Below are 17,893 nucleotides of genomic sequence, written 5' to 3' on the forward strand. Positions count from 1 at the left end.
GGCATAAAAAAACGGCCTGCAAAGGCCGTTTTTTGTTTTACCGCAAAGGCTTAGCCACCGAGGTACGCTTCACGCACTTTCGGATCGGTCAGCAGCGCTTCACCAGTGCCTGTCATCACTACCCGGCCGTTCTCCAGAACGTAGGCGCGGTCAGCGATTTTCAGCGCCTGGTTGGCGTTCTGCTCGACCAGGAACACCGTCACACCATCCTTGCGCAGCTGTTCGATGATGTCGAAGATCTGCTGGATGATGATCGGTGCCAGACCCAGCGACGGCTCGTCGAGCAGCAACAGCTTGGGCTTGCTCATCAGGGCACGGCCGATGGCGAGCATTTGCTGTTCGCCGCCGGACATGGTGCCGCCGCGCTGGTTGAAGCGCTCTTTCAGGCGTGGGAAAAGTCCGAGGACCTTGTCCATCTGTTCCTGATAGTCGCCTTTGGCGGTGAAGAAACCGCCCATCGACAGGTTTTCTTCCACGGTCAGCCGGGAAAACACCCGACGACCTTCCGGCACCACGGCAATGCTCTTGCGCATGATCTGTGAAGAGTCCTGGCCGACCAGTTCCTCACCCATGTAGCGGATGCTGCCGCTGTGGGCCCGCGGCGAACCGCAAAGCGTCATCAGCAGCGTGGACTTGCCGGCACCGTTGGCGCCGATCAGGGTCACGATCTCGCCCTGGCGGACTTCGACGTTCACGCTGTGCAGGGCCTGGATCTTGCCGTAGAAGGTGGAAACGTTTTCGAACTGCAGCATTTACGCTTCCCCCAGGTAGGCTTTGATCACTTCAGGATTGTCGCGGATCTGTTCCGGCGTGCCGTTGGCCAGGGGCGTACCCTGGTTGATCACGACGATGTGGTCGGAAATGCTCATGACCAGTTTCATGTCGTGTTCGATCAGCAGGACGGTCACGTTGTGCTCTTCACGCAGCACGCTGATCAGCGCCTTGAGGTCTTCGGTTTCCTTCGGGTTCAGGCCGGCGGCCGGTTCGTCGAGCATGAGGATCCGCGGACGGGTCATCATGCAGCGGGCGATTTCCAGGCGACGTTGCTGACCGTAGGCCAGGGTGCCGGCCGGACGGTTGGCGAACTCACGCAGATTGACCTTGTCCAGCCAGTACTCGGCGTATTCCATGGCCTCGCGCTCGCTCTTGCGGAACGACGGAGTCTTGAACAGGCCGGACAGGAAGTTGGTGTTCAGGTGACGGTGCTGGGCGATCAAGAGGTTCTCGACCGCGGTCATGTCCTTGAACAACCGTACGTTCTGGAAGGTGCGCACCACGCCTTTGAGGGCGATCTTGTGACCCGGCAGGCCTTCGATCGGCTCGCCGTCCAGCAGGATGCTGCCGCCGCTCGGCTTGTAGAAGCCGGTCAGGCAGTTGAACACGGTGGTCTTGCCGGCGCCGTTAGGGCCGATCAATGCCACCACTTGTTTCTCTTTCACGCTCAAGGCCACGCCATTGACCGCCAGCAAGCCGCCGAAGCGCATGCTCAGGTTTTCTACTTTCAGGATCTCGCGGCTCATTTGCGCAGCTCCATGTGAGGACGTTGCATGGGCAGCAGACCCTGAGGGCGCCAGATCATCATCAGTACCATCAAGGCACCGAACATCAACATGCGGTACTCACTGAACTCACGCATCATTTCCGGCAGCAGGATCATCACCACGGCAGCGAGGATCACGCCCAGTTGCGAGCCCATGCCACCGAGCACCACGATGGCGAGGATGATCGCCGACTCGATGAAGGTGAAGGACTCCGGCGTCACCAGGCCCTGGCGAGCGGCGAAGAAACTGCCGGCGAAACCGGCGAAGCTCGCACCCAGGGTGAAGGCCGACAACTTGATGATGGTCGGGTTCAGGCCCAGCGCACGGCAGGCGATCTCGTCTTCACGCAACGCTTCCCAGGCACGGCCCAACGGCATGCGCAGCAAACGGTTGATGACGAACAGTGCAGCCAGTGCCAGGAACAGCGCAACGAGGTAAAGGAAAATCACCTTGTTGATCGAGTTGTATTCCAGACCGAAGTACTCATGGAAGGTTTGCAGGCCTTCCGCGGCCTTGCGTTCAAAGGTCAGGCCGAAGAACGTCGGTTTCTCGATGTTGCTGATGCCGTTCGGACCGCCAGTGAGGCCGGTCAGGTTGCGCAGGAACAGACGAATGATTTCACCGAAGCCCAGGGTCACGATCGCCAGGTAGTCACCGCGCAAGCGCAGTACCGGGAAACCTAGCAGGAAGCCGAAGGTGGCCGCCATCAGGCCGGCAATCGGCAGGCAGATCCAGAAGCTCAGGCCGTAGTAGTGCGACAGCAGCGCGTAGCTGTAGGCGCCGACGGCATAGAAACCGACGTAACCGAGGTCGAGCAGGCCCGCCAGGCCGACCACGATGTTCAGGCCGAGGCCGAGCATCACGTAGATCAACACCAGGGTTGCGATATCCACCGCACCGCGGGAGCCGAAGAACGGCCAGACCAGGGCGCCGGCGATCAGCGCGATGATGATCCAGCGTTGCGTGGTCGGCAGGGTCAGGAAGTTGCTGGCCTTGGCCGGAATCAGCGGCATGCTTGGCGACGAACGCCAGGCCGAGCTGATCTGCTGGTCGAACAGCACACGCAGGAACATCAGCACCGAACACACCGCGATGGTGATCAGGGTGGCGTCGCTGGTGCCATGAACTTCGAGGTTGATGCCGACGATGGTCAGCTTCAGACCGAGTACCGGGTAGGCCACGGCCCACACCAGCAAGGCGCTGAACAGCGCCTGTTTAAGATTCCTAGTCATACCTTCTCAACCTCCGGACGGCCCAGCAGGCCGGTTGGCCGGAACAACAGCACCAGAACCAGCAGGCCGAACGCCACGACGTCCTTGTACTGGTCGCCGAAGATATCGGCACCAAAGGCTTCCGCCACACCCAAGACGAGCCCGCCGAGCATGGCGCCCGGAATGCTGCCGATACCGCCCAGTACCGCTGCGGTGAAGGCCTTGAGGCCGACGAGGAAACCGGCGTTCGGGTTGATCACGCCGTATTGCATGCTCAGCAGCACGGCGGCGATGGCCGCCAGCGCGGCACCGATGACGAAGGTCAGGGCGATGATGTTGTTGGTGTTGATACCCAGCAGGTTGGCCATCTTGATGTCTTCGGCGCAGGCGCGGCAGGCGCGGCCCAGACGAGAGCGGGAGATGAACAGCGTCAGGCCGAGCATGGCGACCAGGGTCACCACGAACACCACGATTTGCATGTAGGAAATCAGCACTTCATGTGCGCCACCTGGCCCAAAGGCAATATTGCCCGGAATCAGGTTGGGGATGGATTTGTCCTTGGAGTCTTGCGCCAGCAGAACGGTGTTCTGCAGGAAGATCGACATGCCGATGGCGGAGATCAGCGGGATCAGACGGTTGCTGCCGCGCAAGGGGCGGTAGGCGATCCGTTCGATGCTGTAGCCATAGGCACTGGTGACAACGATGGTTGCAAGGAAAGCGGCGGTCATCAACAGCGGAACGCTGTCGAGGCCCAGCATGGCCAGCCCGGCGATGGCGATGAACGCCACGTAGGAGCCGATCATGTACACCTCGCCGTGGGCGAAGTTGATCATTCCAATGATGCCGTAGACCATCGTATAGCCGATGGCGATCAGGGCATACGTGCTGCCAATGGTCATGCCATTAACCAGCTGTTGGAAAAAGTGATAGATGTCAGGCATTACAGCGCTCCTAAAAACCTGATACGCATTTCACTGGTGGAGTCATTTTCCCGCCCGAGCCCCGTGGATCTGCATCCACTTCGAATTCGGGGTTTGCCAGCGAACCGCTGATGACGGTTTTGAGATTTTCAGGTGGGGAGACTGGCGGATCACGCCAGCGCGGCCCAAGTACGTTCGTAAAACAAAGCCCACGGCACGCCGTGGGCTTTATTGGCAGTCAGTCAGGCAACGCCTTACTGAGGCTTGGCTTCAGTTTTTGGTTTGCCGAAGTGCCACTCGTAAACCACGAATTTGAAGTCTTTCAGGTCGCCTTTCTCGTCGAAGCTCAGGTCGCCGGTCGGGGTCTTGAAGGTGCCTTTGTGGATGGCTTCAGCCACTTTGGCGGAGTCTTCGGACTTGGCAGCCTTGATGCCTTCGGCGATCACTTCCACAGCCGAGTAGGCCGGGAACACGAACGGACCGCTCGGGTCTTCTTTCTTGGCCTTGAACGCGTCAGCCAGGGCAATGTTGGCCGGATCCTGGTCGAAGGATTTCGGCAGGGTTACCAGCAGGCCTTCGGAAGCGTCCTTGGCGATCTGCGAAATGGAGTCGTTACCCACGCCTTCCGGACCCATGAACCTGGCTTTCAGGCCTTTTTCCTGGGATTGACGCAGGATCAGACCCAGCTCTGGGTGGTAGCCGCCGTAGTAGACGAAGTCGACGTTGGCTTGCTTGAGCTTGGCGATCATCGAGGAGAAGTCTTTGTCGCCGGCATTGACGCCTTCGAACACGGCGACTTTTACGCCTTTGCCTTCCAGAGTTTTCTTCACGGCGGTGGCGATGCCTTCACCGTACTGCTGTTTGTCGTGCAGGACAGCAACGATTTTCGGTTTGACGAAGTCGGCGATGTAGTTACCGGCGGCAGGGCCCTGGGCGCTGTCCAGACCGATGGTGCGGAACACCATTTTGTAACCACGATTGGTGATGTCCGGGCTGGTGGCGGCCGGGGTGATCATGATCACGCCTTCGTCTTCGTAGATGTCCGAAGCCGGTTGAGTGGAGCTGGAGCACAGGTGGCCAACCACGAACTTGACGCCGTCGTTGACGACTTTGTTCGCGACCGCTACCGCTTGTTTTGGATCACAGGCGTCATCGTATTCAACGGCTTCGAGTTTCTTGCCGTCTACGCCGCCTTTGGCGTTGATCTGTTCAATGGCCATTTTGGCGCCGCTGAACTGCATGTCGCCGTATTGGGCTACAGGACCGGTTTTAGGGCCGGCGATGCCGATCTTGATGGTGTCAGCTGCGAACGAATGGCTGGCAACCCCGGCCAGAACCATAGCGGCAAACAGTTTGGAAATCTGCTTAGTAGCCTTAGTCATAGTGCTCCACTCTTACTGTTGTAGTTTTTATAGTCCTGGCGCCGAAAGCAGCAGAACCGGGTCAGATATCTACGACATTCCCCGGAAAAGCCCCTCGGCAACTGTACCGGTACAGTGTAGAGCGCCGATTGTCAGCCTGGGAAGGCAGCGCCGAGGGGCAAAACCTGCAAGTGTCGCTTTATTGAAAGAAAAAGACAGAATTGCGGCGGGGCGTTGAGGGGCTTATAGCCGTATTCAGTGCATTCCCTGGCTTTCCTGCGCTTTTCATTTCGGTCACTCAATTGCAACCGGGTTTTTCTGCCAGTCCACCGACGTTATCATCTGCGTCGATTTCTTTTCCGGACAGTCCCATGAATCAAGAACCTAGCACCCTCTATGCCAAACTGCTTGGTGAAACCGCATCTATTACCTGGAAAGAGTTGGAGCCGTTCTTTGCCAAGGGTGCCCTATTGTGGGTCGATCCTGGCCTGGATCTGATCGCCGCCGCCGAGGCCGTGGCCCAGGATGAAGGGGAGAAAGTGGCTGCCTGGCTGGCTGCCGACAAGCTCGCCAAGCTGTCTGAAACGCGGGCGCTGGATCTTTTTGAACGTGATCCGCAGTTGTGGGCGGTGGTTGTTTCGCCGTGGATTCTGATCCAGGAAAGGGCGCAGGTTTAAAAGCATGCACCGGCTTGGTGCGCGCCTTTTCCGCAGGAAAGTGTGTAGCCGAGTAGCGTGATGGCATGTTGCCGTAGAGAAAGGCCACAGCCTCACGGTGACGTAAACGTAACGGGAACAGTTGGGAGAGCAGTTGAACGGCTGCTCAATTGTTTCTGAATGTTGATTAGTGGTGAATTCAAGGCCGCCTTCGCGAGCAAGCCCGCTCCCACATTTAACCGTGTTCTTCCAGAAGGAATGCAGTCGAATGTGGGAGCGGGCTTGCTCGCGAATGGGGCGACGCTTAGTAAGCGGTCTTGCCCGTATGGTTATTCAGCGAAATAACCTTGGTCTTGCCAATGCGGTGACGATAGATCTCGCGCAGGTACTTGATCGCTTTCTTCACGCAATCGCGCGACAGACGGATGTCGTTGATCGAGACGAATTTGTCCTTGTCGTTGATCAGCTCGCGATATTTCTTCTCGTACATCGGCTTGATCGCGTACCAGTTGGTATCGAGGATCTTCGCCGGGTTCTCGAATTCATTGAGCAAGTCGTCGATACGGCCTTCGTCGAATTCTTCCTGGACGATGAAGTCCAGGATCGAGTTGTCCAGGGTTTCGTCGAAACGGTAGGCAGGCTTCGCAAAGCAGCGTTTGATAAAGGCTACGATCAGCGTCAGGAAATCGTCCGACAGGCACGGGCTCTTGGCGATCAGGGTGGTCAGGGACAGGTTGGCCGAGGCACCGATCACCAGCGCGTAGCGCTTGAGCGTGGTGTTGGGGAACAGGCTGTTGAGGTGGGTCTTCAACCGGTTCAGGTCCATGTAGGACAGCTTGTAGTCCTTCGGCAAGGAAACAATCGACACCACCGACGAGCAATTCTTGAAGAAGTGCAGGTCGTGCAGGGCCGCCGCGTCGTAACCCGAGTTCTTGTACTGCTCCAGCGACGCGCGATAGCGCTTGGACTCGATCGGCAACAGGCTGATGCCTTCGATGGCCTGGGTGACCTTGTTGAAGTGCGGCAGGTCGATCGACCGGAAAAACAGGTCGTCGATGTTCAGGCGCGCCGGCTCTTTCTCGAACACCTTGAACTTGTCGCTGCTTGGCGGCGGGGTTTCCGGCACCACGGACTCGGCATAGGCAATCGCCACCGGGCCGGCCAGGCTCATGAACAGGTCGTTGGCGTCCAGGCGAATGGTTTCGCCGATGTCGATGCCGGCCCGACGGAAGTAGTTCTGGTCGTAGTCGGTGGTAACTGCCTGAGCCGTCAGAATGTTGAATATCTGCTGCGAGATGTACTGGTTGGCGTGCTTTTCCATGGCATTGACATCAATGTTCTGGATATTGCCGTCATCGTTCTCTTCGGCGTAACGCATGATGTCGTTGGAAATCAGCATCATCGCGTTCCATGGGCGGATGCGGCCCATGACGCTGGCTTCGCTGCTGTCTTCGTTGGCGAAGTTGTAGGAGAAGTCCCACTCTTCCGACAGGTATTTGCACAGCAGGCGGCCGGCGTTGATGTGCAGGGCCTCGGACATTTCACTGCGGTGATCGGAAATGTTCGGCAGTACACAGATGCCGCTGGTAAAGATCGGTTCGAAGACGAAGGAGTGGCCGCTCTTGCTGTCGTGCTCGTCCATCGGTTTGGTGTCGAACGTCTTGTTCATGTACGAGTGCTGCTGGGCCAGGCCGAACTCCGAGGCCATGCCCGAACCGGTACCGCCGCCGGCACTGAAGATCGAGAAATACAGGCGCGACTGGTTGGCCTTGATGCCGCAGCTGTCGATCAGGTACGAGTGAATCATTTTCCAGTCTGGGCTGGAGAAACGCTGGGTGTCCTTGTTCAGGATGATCTTGGCCAGGTACTGGCCGAGGATCGGCGCGTTACCGGCGCCACCGGCGTGGACTTCCGACAAGTCCATGATTTTCATTTTGCTGTAGTCGCGCAGGAAGCCGCTTTTCTCGCCCTTGCGTGAGAAACGGATGCGTCCGGCGATGTCCTTGTCCAGGTCGCCGAGCATCACCAGCGGCTCGACCAGAAACACCGGTTTGGTGTTCTTGTTCTGGCCCAGGCGCAGGTTGTTGCGGATCCACTGGGCCGGGCTGTAGCCCTTTTCGGCAAAACGCTTGTCCGGTGACAGGCGATCTTCGTTGTTGAATTCGTTGAGGTAGAACTTGCGGGCGTTATACACCAGCTCTGCCACGTCCAGCGCAATGTTCGAGCCGCAGCGGCCCAGGCCGATCAGGCACACCGAGGGGAATTCCTGGTCGCTGTGTTGTTCGCTGTCGCCTTCCGGATGCGGTGGTCGCGGGAACACCATGTCGCGCAGGCCGTCGAGGTTATCGAGGATACGGTCGGTGTTGGTTTCGGTGAAGTAGAGGTATTGCTGGGTCGCCAACGGGCGGGATTGAATCAATGGCTTCGGTGATGACGGGCTGTTGGCCGCGGGGCTCAACGTCAGATCGGTTACCGCAGTGGCCGGGTTGTTTTTAGAAGTCATTGTTCGCCATCTACCTGGGCTGATTGGTTGGCCGACTCTCTGTCGTCGACCCGTCACGGAGTGGAATCGCGTCTTTTTTCAGCGCGCACCTGGACCATGCCTTGGTCGTTGGCCTGAGCATTGCTCGGGGGGAATCCTTTCCCAAGTCATGATGAATCGGCCAGTATTTGGCGATCTTTAATCAAAAGGAGGCTAAATGATGTCAACACTACCTTCGCTGGGGTTTGCCGGGATCGGCCTGATGGGGTTGCCGATGTGCCGGCGACTGCTGGCCGCGGGGTATCCGCTGGCGGTATGGAATCGCAATCCGGACAAGTGCAAACCTCTGGTCGAGGCTGGCGCACGCCAGGTCGCCAGCCCGGCCGAACTGTGCCAGCACGCTGACGTGGTGATGTTGTGCCTGGCGGATACGGCGGTCGTGCGCGAGGTAGTGTTTGGTCCGGCGGGCATTGTCGAGGGGGCAAGAAAAGGCCAGCTGCTGGTGGACTTTTCCAGCCTGGAGCCTACCGCAACGCGGGAGATGGCCGCAGACCTCGCCGGCAGAACCGGCATGGGCTGGCTCGACACGCCGGTGTCCGGTGGCGTGGTCGGTGCAGAAGCGGGAAGCCTGGCAATCATGGTCGGCGGTGGCGCACAGGATCTGGAACGGGTCCGGCCTGTCCTGTTGAGCCTGGGGCAACGTGTGACACACATGGGCGGTGTCGGGGCGGGGCAGGTGACCAAGGCGTGCAATCAGATGATCGTTGCCTGCAATGCATTGGTGATCGCTGAAGTGGTCGCGTTGGCGGAGCGCTCCGGGGTTGATGCAAGCCTGATCGCCGAAGCGCTGGCCGGCGGCTTTGCCGATTCCAGGCCCTTGCAGTTCCTGGCCCCGCAGATGGCTGAAAACCGTTTCGAACCGGTCAAGTGGCACGTGCGCACCTTGCTCAAGGATCTGGATGCCGCGGTGAAGTTTTCCCGTGAGCAGGGCTCGTCGACACCGATCACCGGTCTGGCCGCGCAATTGATGCGCCTTCACGGGAGTCAGGGTTTCCTTGAAAAGGACCCGTCTACATTAGTGCAGATGTACCGTGAGCCAGACTCAGCGCCGTGACCGTGTAGGTGTGCTTGCGCTGGTTGATTTCGTTCAGCACCGGGAGTAACTCGGTCAGTGGCACTGGCCGACTGAGCAAATAGCCCTGAACGAAGTCACAGCCATGCTCTTCCAGGAATTGGTATTGCTCGAAGGTTTCGACCCCTTCGGTGACCACTTGCAGTTGCAGGGTATGGGCCATGACGATAATGGCCTGGACAATCTCCATGTCCTGGGTCGCCTTGGGAATGTCCTGGATGAACGAACGGTCGATTTTCAGCGTGTTGAGCGGCAAGCGCTTGAGGTAGGCCAGGGATGAATAACCGGTGCCGAAGTCATCGATCGACAGCGATACGCCGAGGGCGCGTATCTGCCGCAGCAACACCAGTGTGTTGGCGATATTGCCCATCAAGGCGTTTTCGGTGACTTCCAGTTCCAGCCGGTGGGGCTCGACACCGGCGGCCCGTAACGCGTACTCGATCTCATCGGCCAGTTCTTCGCGCGCCAGGTTCAGGGGCGAACAGTTCACGGCGATCTTGAGGTCTGCACAGCCTTGGCGCGACAGCTCGCCCAGATCTTCGCAGGCCTTGCGCAGCACCCAGTTGTCCAGCTCGGCGATCAGGCCATTGGCCTCGGCGATGGCGATAAAACGATCCGGCACGAGGAATCCGTGGACCGGATGTTGCCAGCGGATCAAGGCTTCGAGCTTGCTGACCTGACCAGTCTTGAGGTCATAGATCGGCTGGTAATAGAGCATCAGGCCGGTGTCCTCACGCAGGGCGTGGCGCAACTCTTCTTCCAGTTGCAGCTCGAGGGTGGCGCGGGTTTTCAGGTTGGCACTGAAAAAATTCAACCCGTTGCGGCCGCTGCCCTTGGACTGATACAGCGCGAGGTCGGCGTTCTTCAACAGTTCCTCACACGTCTTGCCGTCTTCCGGAAACAGGCTGATACCGATGCTGGTGGTCATCACCATGCGCCTGCCGGCCAGCTCGATGGGGTCCTTCATTTTCAGCATGATGCGTTGGGCCAACTGTCGCGCTTCGTCACGATCATGCAGGTCGATGAGCAGGCAGAACTCGTCGCCGCCAAAGCGTGCGACCACATCCTCGTGACTGCGAACCGAGCTCTTGATGTGTGCGGCAAGCACTTTGAGCAGTTCGTCTCCGGCGTCGTGGCCAAGGCTGTCGTTGATCCGCTTGAAATGGTCGATGTCCAGGAACAGGACTGCCAGCATCCCGCCTTCGTTGGTTTTCTCGATGAGTTTTTCGGCGAAGATCTGGTTGAACCCGCGACGGTTGATCAGGTTGGTCAGCGCATCGTAGTGCGCCACCTGCTGCAGCGACATGCGCGCCTGGTCCAGTTGGCTGAGCAGGGAGTTGACCCGCTGCAGGTCGTGGTCCTTGTGTTGCAGTTTCTTGTCCGCCAGTGCCGCGCTGATGCTGCTCCCGATGATCAGCAGGGTCATGACCGTCACGGTCAACGCCAGTTGCATATGGCTGTGTTCGCCGGTTTGCACTGGCAGGCTGTCGTTGGGCAACACCAGATTCAAGGCGGCCATGGCGGTGAGGTGCATGCTGAGGATGCCTGCCCCGAGCAGCAGGCTGGCGCAGTATTTGAAAAGCTGATGCAGCATGCCGGCGCCGTTGCGCAGATACCAGGCTAGCAACAGGGCTGCCAGCGCGGCACCGATCGCGATCGCGATGGAAAGGGCGAACAGACCTGGATGGTAATAGACTGCGGCACTGGAGTGCATCGCCGTCATGCCCACGTAATGCATGGTCGCGATACCCAGGCCGATCCCGATCGAAGCCTTGAGGCACTGTCGAAAGCTCAGATCGGGAAGGCTGAGGGTATGCATGGCCAGCCACGCAGCGAGCAGCGCGATGGTTAGCGAGAACACCGTGACGGGCAGTTGATAGTGAAGGTCGACAGGCGCCTGGAAAGCCAGCATCCCGACGAAGTGCATGGCCCAGATACCGCCCGCCAGGCAGCCGCTGCCCACCCAGCGCCAGCGCGTTTGGGACGCGGTTTTTTCCGCGTGGGCCACCCGTTCGGCCATGTCCAGTGTCGCGAAACAGCCGACACAGGCGACCAGATAAGCCAGCAGCACCAGAAAAGGGTCATGTGTGCAATTGAGTATGACCTGCCCACTCTCTGGTAGCTCGGTAATGAAATGCAGACCAAGCCACTCCATAGCATGCCCCATCGTTATCCCTCGGGCCGGTGCAAGAGCGCCAGCGAATGTCATGGAGTATAGAGGGCATGGATGGAGCGCAAGCGGTAGTGGCACATTGGTGCCAAATATTTTGACATTAATCTAATAGCGATTGGTGCTATTACTCAGGCGATTTGCTTCTGAGGCGTCTCGAACACCGGTTGCAGGGCCGGCAAGCCGAATGCGGCACGGGCCGCGTCGCAATCGGGATTGGCCTGGCCATCAACCCATGAAGCATCGAACTCCCGGCAGGTGCTGGAGCGTTTTTCGTAAATCGAGCACTGCACCGTACTGCCCACCTCTCCAACCAGGCTGGTGCAGCGCACGGGTTTGCAGCCGGTGCCGATCATCGCGACCCGGCTGGGGCTGATCTGCTCGACAAGCTCATCGGGTACCGTCCCCCCGGACGAGGCGCACTCACCCCAGAAAAATGACACGCGAAAATGAGAACAGCAGGCACCGCAATTCAGACACGGACTGGCTTCGGACATGGGCGATTATCGTAAGGAGGAGTGGAGACACAGGGGGGAATCAAGGCCGCTATTCTAGGCTTCGGCAACGGCTTGGGAAGGGGGGGCGAGAGGTATTTTTCATCGGCCGGACGAGCTGCGAAATACCCGTCCTGCGAAAGCTCCCACAGGTTGTGCACCATGGACAGGTATCAGCCTGGCGAATAATGAAAGACAGGTGTGGCCGGCCTGTCTAGATTGCAAAGTCCGGGGGCAGTGACGCCCCAAAAACAATAAAAGAGACGGACCCATGCAGAACTCGACCCAAGCGGCCAATGCCTGGCGCATCCTGTTCCTGTTGTTCCTGGCCAACCTGTTCAATTTTTTCGACCGCACCATCCCGGCCATCATCATCGAGCCCATTCGCATGGAGTGGCACCTCAGTGATTTCCAGTTGGGGATCATCGGTACGGCATTCACCATCGTCTACGCCATTGCCGGCTTGCCGCTGGGGCGCATGGCCGATACCGGCTCGCGCAGCAAGCTGATGGGCTGGGGGCTCGCGGTGTGGAGCGGGTTGACGGCCGTCAACGGCATGGTGGGCAGTTTCTGGAGCTTCCTGATCGTGCGCATGGGCGTCGGCATCGGCGAGGCCAGTTACGCGCCAGCCGCCAACTCGCTGATCGGCGACTTGTTTCCGGCGCACCGCCGGGCACGGGCCATGGGCATCTTCATGCTGGGGCTGCCGTTGGGGCTGTTGCTGGCGTTCTTCACCATCGGTGCGATGGTCAAGGCCTTCGATAGCTGGCGCGCGCCGTTCTTTATCGCGGCGGTGCCGGGGTTGATCCTGGCGATCTTCATGTTTTTCATCAGGGAACCGAAACGCGGTGCCGCCGAGAGCGTTCAGGTGTCGCAGGCAAAGATCGATCGACCGATCCGTCGGGTACTGGCCGTACCAACCTTCCTGTGGCTGGTGATGGCGGGCCTGTGTTTCAACTTCGCCACCTATGCCTGCAATTCGTTTCTGGTGCCGATGCTGCAACGCTACTTCCTCATGCCGTTGCAGGAAGCCGCAGTGGCGACCGGGGTTATTGTCGGTGTGACCGGTTTGGTCGGCCTGACCCTCGGTGGCTGGATCGCGGACAAGATTCACCAGCGGGTCGCCAACGGGCGGCTATTGTTTGCCGCCTTCAGTCTGGTGATTTCGACGATCTGCACCGCATGGGCGCTGCATTCCGGGCGAATCGAGATCGGTGTGTTCGTCGCCGTATTCAGTGTCGGCTGGCTGTTCGCCTACAACTTCTACACCTGCGTCTACACGGCGATTCAGGACGTGGTCGAACCGCGCTTGCGGGCGACGGCCATGGCGCTGTTCTTTGCCGGCTTGTACCTGTTGGGCGGTGGCCTGGGGCCGGTGGTGGTCGGAGCCTTGTCCGATCACTTCGCCCACACGGCGATGCTCGCCGCTGGCGCCGAGCAGATGACCGAAGCGTTCAAGGCGGTTGGCCTGCATGACGCGATGTACCTGATTCCGGTGGCGCTGTTGCTTACCGTGGTGTTTCTGTTCCTGGCTTCGCAGTGTTTTGTGCGCGATGCCAAGCGGATGAAGGAGGGGTTGGTGGCGGTTGATCCGCAGATAGAGGCGGTGACGGCATAAGGTGTAAAGATCAAAAGATCGCAGCCTTCGGCAGCTCCTACAGGTGTACGCCGACCTAATGTAGGAGCTGCCGAAGGCTGCGATCTTTTGATGTTGATCCAAAACAAAAGGCCCGCATCGCTGCGGGCCTTCTTTTTATAGCGGTGGAGGAGGGTTGTTAACCCGCCACCAACACCCGAATCGCTTCCAGTCGCAGCGCAGCCTTGTCGAGCATGGCCAGGCCTTGCTCGCGTTGTTTGCGCAGAGCCACCAGTTCGCTGTCGCGCACGGTCGGGTTGACCGCTTGCAAGGCGGTCAGGCGCGCCAGTTCTTCGTCGGTATCGGCGGCCAGGCGACGTTGCGCCTCGGCGACACGTTCAGTGTGGCGCGGCAGGATCTTCGCTTCACCGGCGTTGATCCGTGGCGTCAACTGGTCGCGCTGGGCCTGGATGAACTTGTTGGCGCTGGCGCGCGGCACGCTTTCGAGCTGGTCGTTCAGGGTTTCGAACGACACGCGGGCGGACAGGTCGTTGCCGTTGGTATCGAGCAGGCAGCGCAGGGCAGCCGGCGGCAGGTAGCGGCCCAGTTGCAGCGAGCGCGGGGCAACCACTTCGCTGACGTACAGCAGTTCCAGCAACACGGTGCCCGGCTTCAGCGCCTTGTTCTTGATCAGCGCCACGGCGGTGTTGCCCATGGAGCCGGACAGCACCAGATCCATGCCGCCCTGCACCATCGGGTGCTCCCAGGTAATGAATTGCATGTCTTCGCGAGACAGCGCCTGGTTGCGGTCGTAAGTGATGGTCACGCCTTCGTCGTCACCCAGCGGGAAGCTGGCGTCGAGCATTTTTTCGCTCGGCTTGAGGATCAGGGCGTTTTCCGAATGGTCTTCGCTGTCGATGCCAAAGGCGTCAAACAGGGTTTCCATGTAGATCGGCAGCGCGAACTGATCGTCCTGCTCAAGGATATCTTCCACCAATGCATCGCCTTCGCCCGCGCCACCGGAGTTCAGCTCCAGCAAGCGGTCACGACCGGTGTGCAGCTCGGCTTCCAGGCGCTCACGCTCAGTGCGGGCTTCGTCGATCAGCGCTTGCCACTCGCCATCGTCGGCTTCTTCGAGCAGCGGCAGCAGGCGCGGGCCGAACTGGTGCTGCAAGGCGTTGCCGGTCGGGCAGGTATTGAGGAACGCGTTCAGCGCTTCGTGGTACCACTGGAACAGGCGCTCTTGCGGGCTGGTTTCCAGGTACGGCACGTGCAGTTCGATGATGTGCTTCTGGCCGATCCGGTCCAGTCGACCGATACGTTGTTCCAGCAGGTCCGGGTGGGACGGCAGGTCGAACAGCACCAGGTGATGGGAGAATTGGAAGTTGCGGCCTTCACTGCCGATTTCCGAGCAGATCAGCACTTGCGCGCCAAACTCTTCGTCGGCGAAATAGGCGGCGGCGCGGTCACGCTCGAGGATGTTCATGCCTTCATGGAACACCGTGGCCGGGATGCCGGAACGCACGCGCAGGGCGTCTTCCAGGTCCATGGCGGTTTCGGCGTGGGCGCAGATCACCAGCACTTTGGTGCGCTTGAGCATCTTCAACTGATCGATCAGCCACTCGACGCGCGGGTCGAATTTCCACCAGCGCTCTTCTTCGCTGGCGTCCGGCTGGGCCTGGAAGCTGACTTCCGGGTACAGCTCGGCGTGATCGCCCAGCGGCAGTTCGAGATATTCGTCCGGGCACGGCAGCGGGTACGGGTGCAGTTTGCGCTCCGGGAAACCCTGCACGGCGGCGCGGGTGTTGCGGAACAGCACGCGGCCGGTGCCGTGACGGTCGAGCAATTCGCGCACCAGGCGCGCGCTGGCTTCGGTGTCGCCATCGTTGACGGCGGCCAACAGGGCTTCGCCTTCATTGCCGAGGAAACCGTGGATGGTCTTGTGGGCTTGCGGCGACAGGCGTCCCTGATCCAGCAACTCCTGAACGGCTTCGGCCACCGGGCGATAGTTTTCGCTCTCGGCGCGGAAGGCTTGCAAGTCATGGAAACGGTTCGGGTCGAGCAGGCGCAGACGGGCGAAGTGGCTGTCCTGGCCCAGTTGTTCCGGGGTGGCGGTCAACAGCAGTACGCCGGGAATGGTTTCGGCGAGTTGCTCGACCAGCGAGTATTCAGGGCTGACCTGGTCTTCGTGCCACACCAGGTGGTGCGCCTCGTCGACCACCATCAAATCCCAGCCCGCCGCGAACAGTGCGTCCTGGGCTTTCTCGTCGTCCACCAGCCACTCAAGCGCTACCAGCGCAAGTTGGGTGTCTTCGAACGGGTTGCTGGCATCGCTTTCGATGAAGCGCTCTTCGTCGAACAGCGCGACCTGCAGGTTGAAGCGGCGACGCATCTCGACCAGCCACTGGTGCTGCAGGTTCTCCGGAACCAGGATCAGCACACGGCTGGCGCGGCCCGAGAGCAACTGGCGATGGATCACCAGGCCGGCTTCGATGGTTTTACCCAGGCCCACTTCGTCGGCCAGCAGAACCCGCGGCGCGATACGGTCGGCGACTTCGCGGGCAATGTGCAACTGGTGCGCGATCGGTTGCGCACGCACGCCGCCCAGGCCCCAGAGAGAGGACTGCAACTGGCGACTGGTGTGTTCCAGGGTGTGATAACGCAGGGAGAACCAGGCCAGCGGGTCGATCTGGCCGGCGAACAGACGGTCGCTGGCCAGGCGGAACTGGATGAAGTTCGACAGTTGGGTTTCCGGCAGGGTGACTACTTCGTTCTGCCCGTTGAGGCCGTGGTAAACCAGCAGGCCATCAATGTCATCGACTTCGCGGACGGTCAGCTTCCAGCCTTCGAAGTGAGTGATGGAGTCACCCGGCGAAAACCGCACGCGGGTCAGAGGCGCATTCCGTAGCGCGTACTGGCGGGTGTCGCCAGTGGCCGGGTAGAGCACGGTCAACAAGCGGCCGTCCTGTGCCAGAACGGTGCCTAAACCCAGCTCGGCTTCGCTGTCACTGATCCAGCGTTGCCCCGGTTGATACTGCTGCGCCATGCTGCCTGACTCCCACCTTGAAAAAGCGGGCTATCTTAACGGAATGAGGGCTTCAGGGCCAAAGGACTCTCAGAAAAACTCACAGTCTTACGTTAGCCCACCTGCGCAGGGATCGCCGTTGACTGCACCATTGAGTGCCAATTGAGTCACAGTTTGCGACAGATGGCTCAAGTCGCCATCCCCGCAGCCGAAACCTTGCTGACAGGAGACTGAAAACCATGCTGCCACCGATGCTCCCCTTGAGTGCCGTGCCGATCACTTCACAGACTGATCCGATCCGCCAGCGCCCGGATATTCCACCGGTGGTGCCGGTGCAGGAAAGCTCCAGTGAAAGCACCATCGACCTGCAAAAGCGCAATCCTGAAGAGGATGGGCTGTTGCTGCGCGAGGAACAGCGCCGCAGGCAGGAGCAGGAAGGGCGTCGCCATGAGGCCGATCATGATCCCGAGGCGCACCTGGCGATTCCCGGGGATGAACTCAATGCCGACAACACAGTGCCGGTGGCGCCGTTGATGGAAGATCAACCGCGCCAGGGGCTGTGGGTCGACATCGAGATTTGAGCACGCGGCTGGTCAGCGCGGCCGTCAGGCCGCATTATTGGCGCAGGGTTGCCGAACGCCACGGCGGCTGAAACTCATTTCAAGCGATGCACTGACTGCCATGAGCCAAGACGACAAACTGATTGACCTCAACGCGGAACGCGCCAAGCGTGTTCATGACCTCAATGACAAACGGCTCAATGAAGTTCGCCAGGCGTTCGAACAAGCCATGCCGTTGGGCAAGGTAAAGAAAAAGCCGAAAAACAAACCGAAAAAACGCTGATCCTCCCCCCGCATTCATTGATGCGGGTCAAACTTTCCCCTTCCTCTTGCCCAGTCTCGGGCGACATTGATCCCGGTCAATATTCTCTCCTGCCCGTTTGGTTAACTTGGCTCTATCGCAACAGGGCAAGTGCAGGAGACGCGTCATGTTTTTCGACAACGTGGTGATCGCCGGAGTGCTGACTGTCAGCCTCATGTTTGTGTTTTTTGCAGGGTTCGGACTTTTTATCTGGAAGGATTCGCACAAGCGGAAGTAACCGTAGTTCTTTCTGGATGTAATGAGCACGCAAGGCATTTTGGGCAACTTCGGTTGCCCTTTTTTTTGCCTGCAGATTTGTACGATATTCCCTGTAGGAGCTGCCGCAGGCTGCGATCTTTTAATCTTGCTTCTAAAAAACAAAATCAAAAGATCGCAGCCTGCGGCAGCTCCTACAGGGGGGGGGCGGTAATAAAAAAGGCGCGTTCCTTGCGGAGCGCGCCTTT

The 17,893-nt window shown here is 59.5% G+C and carries 15 protein-coding genes; 6 read left to right on the plus strand and 9 right to left on the minus strand.

Going from position 1 to position 17,893, the window contains the following annotated elements; genetic code table 11:
* Positions 1-50: 50 nt before the first annotated feature.
* The 5 genes from ACEN83_RS05880 to ACEN83_RS05900 form a co-directional block, all read right to left on the minus strand.
* Positions 51-752, minus strand: coding sequence for an ABC transporter ATP-binding protein (locus ACEN83_RS05880; protein ID WP_007976642.1), 702 nt, complete (start codon positions 750-752; stop codon positions 51-53).
* A complete protein-coding gene (livG, locus tag ACEN83_RS05885; RefSeq protein ID WP_007976644.1) occupies positions 753-1,520 on the minus strand; it encodes a high-affinity branched-chain amino acid ABC transporter ATP-binding protein LivG in 768 nt (255 codons plus the stop codon).
* Positions 1,517-2,773: a high-affinity branched-chain amino acid ABC transporter permease LivM gene (locus ACEN83_RS05890; protein ID WP_007976646.1), complete on the minus strand. Its 1,257-nt coding sequence runs from the start codon at positions 2,771-2,773 to the stop codon at positions 1,517-1,519. The genes livG and ACEN83_RS05890 overlap by 4 nt, the downstream gene beginning before the upstream one ends.
* Positions 2,770-3,693 carry a high-affinity branched-chain amino acid ABC transporter permease LivH gene (gene livH, locus ACEN83_RS05895; RefSeq protein WP_007976647.1) on the minus strand — a complete coding sequence of 308 codons (924 nt, stop codon included), beginning with the start codon at positions 3,691-3,693 and terminating at the stop codon, positions 2,770-2,772. The genes ACEN83_RS05890 and livH overlap by 4 nt, the downstream gene beginning before the upstream one ends.
* Positions 3,694-3,926: 233 nt before the next feature.
* A complete protein-coding gene (locus ACEN83_RS05900; protein ID WP_495579751.1) occupies positions 3,927-5,054 on the minus strand; it encodes a branched-chain amino acid ABC transporter substrate-binding protein in 1,128 nt (375 codons plus the stop codon).
* Positions 5,055-5,404: 350 nt separating this feature from the next.
* Here ACEN83_RS05900 and ACEN83_RS05905 point away from each other — a divergent pair, with 350 nt between their 5' ends.
* On the plus strand, positions 5,405-5,710 hold the full coding sequence (locus tag ACEN83_RS05905; protein WP_102674187.1) for a DUF2288 domain-containing protein: 306 nt from the start codon (positions 5,405-5,407) through the stop codon (positions 5,708-5,710).
* 283 nt (positions 5,711-5,993) lie between these two features.
* Here ACEN83_RS05905 and ACEN83_RS05910 read toward each other — a convergent pair whose 3' ends face one another.
* Positions 5,994-8,192 (minus strand): hypothetical protein, encoded by a 2,199-nt coding sequence (locus tag ACEN83_RS05910; RefSeq protein WP_116580162.1) that lies wholly within the window; start codon positions 8,190-8,192, stop codon positions 5,994-5,996.
* Between the two features lie 196 nt (positions 8,193-8,388).
* Between ACEN83_RS05910 and ACEN83_RS05915 the strand changes: the two genes are divergently transcribed.
* Positions 8,389-9,285, plus strand: a complete 897-nt coding sequence (locus ACEN83_RS05915) for an NAD(P)-dependent oxidoreductase (protein WP_495579752.1) — start codon at positions 8,389-8,391, stop codon at positions 9,283-9,285.
* Here ACEN83_RS05915 and ACEN83_RS05920 read toward each other — a convergent pair.
* Together ACEN83_RS05920 and ACEN83_RS05925 are read right to left on the minus strand one after the other, a co-directional pair.
* On the minus strand, positions 9,242-11,458 hold the full coding sequence (locus tag ACEN83_RS05920) for a putative bifunctional diguanylate cyclase/phosphodiesterase (RefSeq protein ID WP_495579753.1): 2,217 nt from the start codon (positions 11,456-11,458) through the stop codon (positions 9,242-9,244). The genes ACEN83_RS05915 and ACEN83_RS05920 overlap by 44 nt on opposite strands.
* Positions 11,459-11,604: 146 nt before the next feature.
* Complete coding sequence (locus ACEN83_RS05925) at positions 11,605-11,970, minus strand: YkgJ family cysteine cluster protein (RefSeq protein ID WP_126049750.1); 366 nt, start codon at positions 11,968-11,970, stop codon at positions 11,605-11,607.
* A gap of 268 nt (positions 11,971-12,238) precedes the next feature.
* Here ACEN83_RS05925 and ACEN83_RS05930 point away from each other — a divergent pair, with 268 nt between their 5' ends.
* Positions 12,239-13,585 carry a spinster family MFS transporter gene (locus tag ACEN83_RS05930; protein WP_495579754.1) on the plus strand — a complete coding sequence of 449 codons (1,347 nt, stop codon included), beginning with the start codon at positions 12,239-12,241 and terminating at the stop codon, positions 13,583-13,585.
* 157 nt (positions 13,586-13,742) lie between these two features.
* On the opposite strand, the gene rapA is transcribed toward ACEN83_RS05930, so the two are convergent.
* A complete protein-coding gene (rapA, locus tag ACEN83_RS05935) occupies positions 13,743-16,589 on the minus strand; it encodes an RNA polymerase-associated protein RapA (RefSeq protein WP_495579755.1) in 2,847 nt (948 codons plus the stop codon).
* A gap of 218 nt (positions 16,590-16,807) precedes the next feature.
* Here rapA and ACEN83_RS05940 point away from each other — a divergent pair, with 218 nt between their 5' ends.
* From ACEN83_RS05940 to ccoM, 3 genes are all read left to right on the plus strand, one after another.
* Positions 16,808-17,149: an aspartate-semialdehyde dehydrogenase gene (locus ACEN83_RS05940; RefSeq protein ID WP_495579756.1), complete on the plus strand. Its 342-nt coding sequence runs from the start codon at positions 16,808-16,810 to the stop codon at positions 17,147-17,149.
* A 100-nt stretch (positions 17,150-17,249) separates the two neighbouring features.
* On the plus strand, positions 17,250-17,411 hold the full coding sequence (locus ACEN83_RS05945) for a hypothetical protein (RefSeq protein WP_086776977.1): 162 nt from the start codon (positions 17,250-17,252) through the stop codon (positions 17,409-17,411).
* Positions 17,412-17,556: 145 nt separating this feature from the next.
* Positions 17,557-17,667 (plus strand): cytochrome c oxidase subunit CcoM, encoded by a 111-nt coding sequence (gene ccoM, locus ACEN83_RS05950; RefSeq protein WP_007976669.1) that lies wholly within the window; start codon positions 17,557-17,559, stop codon positions 17,665-17,667.
* Positions 17,668-17,893: the final 226 nt, after the last annotated feature.

The organism is Pseudomonas sp. Pseusp49 (assembly GCF_059491875.1).

Bases quoted from the DNA above. Each gene is read 5' to 3' on its own strand.
- ACEN83_RS05910 (WP_116580162.1), bottom strand. From the start codon at position 8,192: ATGACTTCTAAAAACAACCCGGCCACTGCGGTAACCGATCTGACGTTG.
- ACEN83_RS05945 (WP_086776977.1), top strand. From the start codon at position 17,250: ATGAGCCAAGACGACAAACTGATTGACCTCAACGCGGAACGCGCCAAG.
- ACEN83_RS05905 (WP_102674187.1), top strand. From the start codon at position 5,405: ATGAATCAAGAACCTAGCACCCTCTATGCCAAACTGCTTGGTGAAACC.
- ACEN83_RS05920 (WP_495579753.1), bottom strand. From the start codon at position 11,458: ATGGAGTGGCTTGGTCTGCATTTCATTACCGAGCTACCAGAGAGTGGG.
- ACEN83_RS05890 (WP_007976646.1), bottom strand. From the start codon at position 2,773: ATGACTAGGAATCTTAAACAGGCGCTGTTCAGCGCCTTGCTGGTGTGG.
- ACEN83_RS05940 (WP_495579756.1), top strand. From the start codon at position 16,808: ATGCTGCCACCGATGCTCCCCTTGAGTGCCGTGCCGATCACTTCACAG.
- rapA (WP_495579755.1), bottom strand. From the start codon at position 16,589: ATGGCGCAGCAGTATCAACCGGGGCAACGCTGGATCAGTGACAGCGAA.
- ccoM (WP_007976669.1), top strand. From the start codon at position 17,557: ATGTTTTTCGACAACGTGGTGATCGCCGGAGTGCTGACTGTCAGCCTC.
- livH (WP_007976647.1), bottom strand. From the start codon at position 3,693: ATGCCTGACATCTATCACTTTTTCCAACAGCTGGTTAATGGCATGACC.
- ACEN83_RS05880 (WP_007976642.1), bottom strand. From the start codon at position 752: ATGCTGCAGTTCGAAAACGTTTCCACCTTCTACGGCAAGATCCAGGCC.
- ACEN83_RS05925 (WP_126049750.1), bottom strand. From the start codon at position 11,970: ATGTCCGAAGCCAGTCCGTGTCTGAATTGCGGTGCCTGCTGTTCTCAT.
- ACEN83_RS05900 (WP_495579751.1), bottom strand. From the start codon at position 5,054: ATGACTAAGGCTACTAAGCAGATTTCCAAACTGTTTGCCGCTATGGTT.
- ACEN83_RS05930 (WP_495579754.1), top strand. From the start codon at position 12,239: ATGCAGAACTCGACCCAAGCGGCCAATGCCTGGCGCATCCTGTTCCTG.
- ACEN83_RS05915 (WP_495579752.1), top strand. From the start codon at position 8,389: ATGATGTCAACACTACCTTCGCTGGGGTTTGCCGGGATCGGCCTGATG.
- livG (WP_007976644.1), bottom strand. From the start codon at position 1,520: ATGAGCCGCGAGATCCTGAAAGTAGAAAACCTGAGCATGCGCTTCGGC.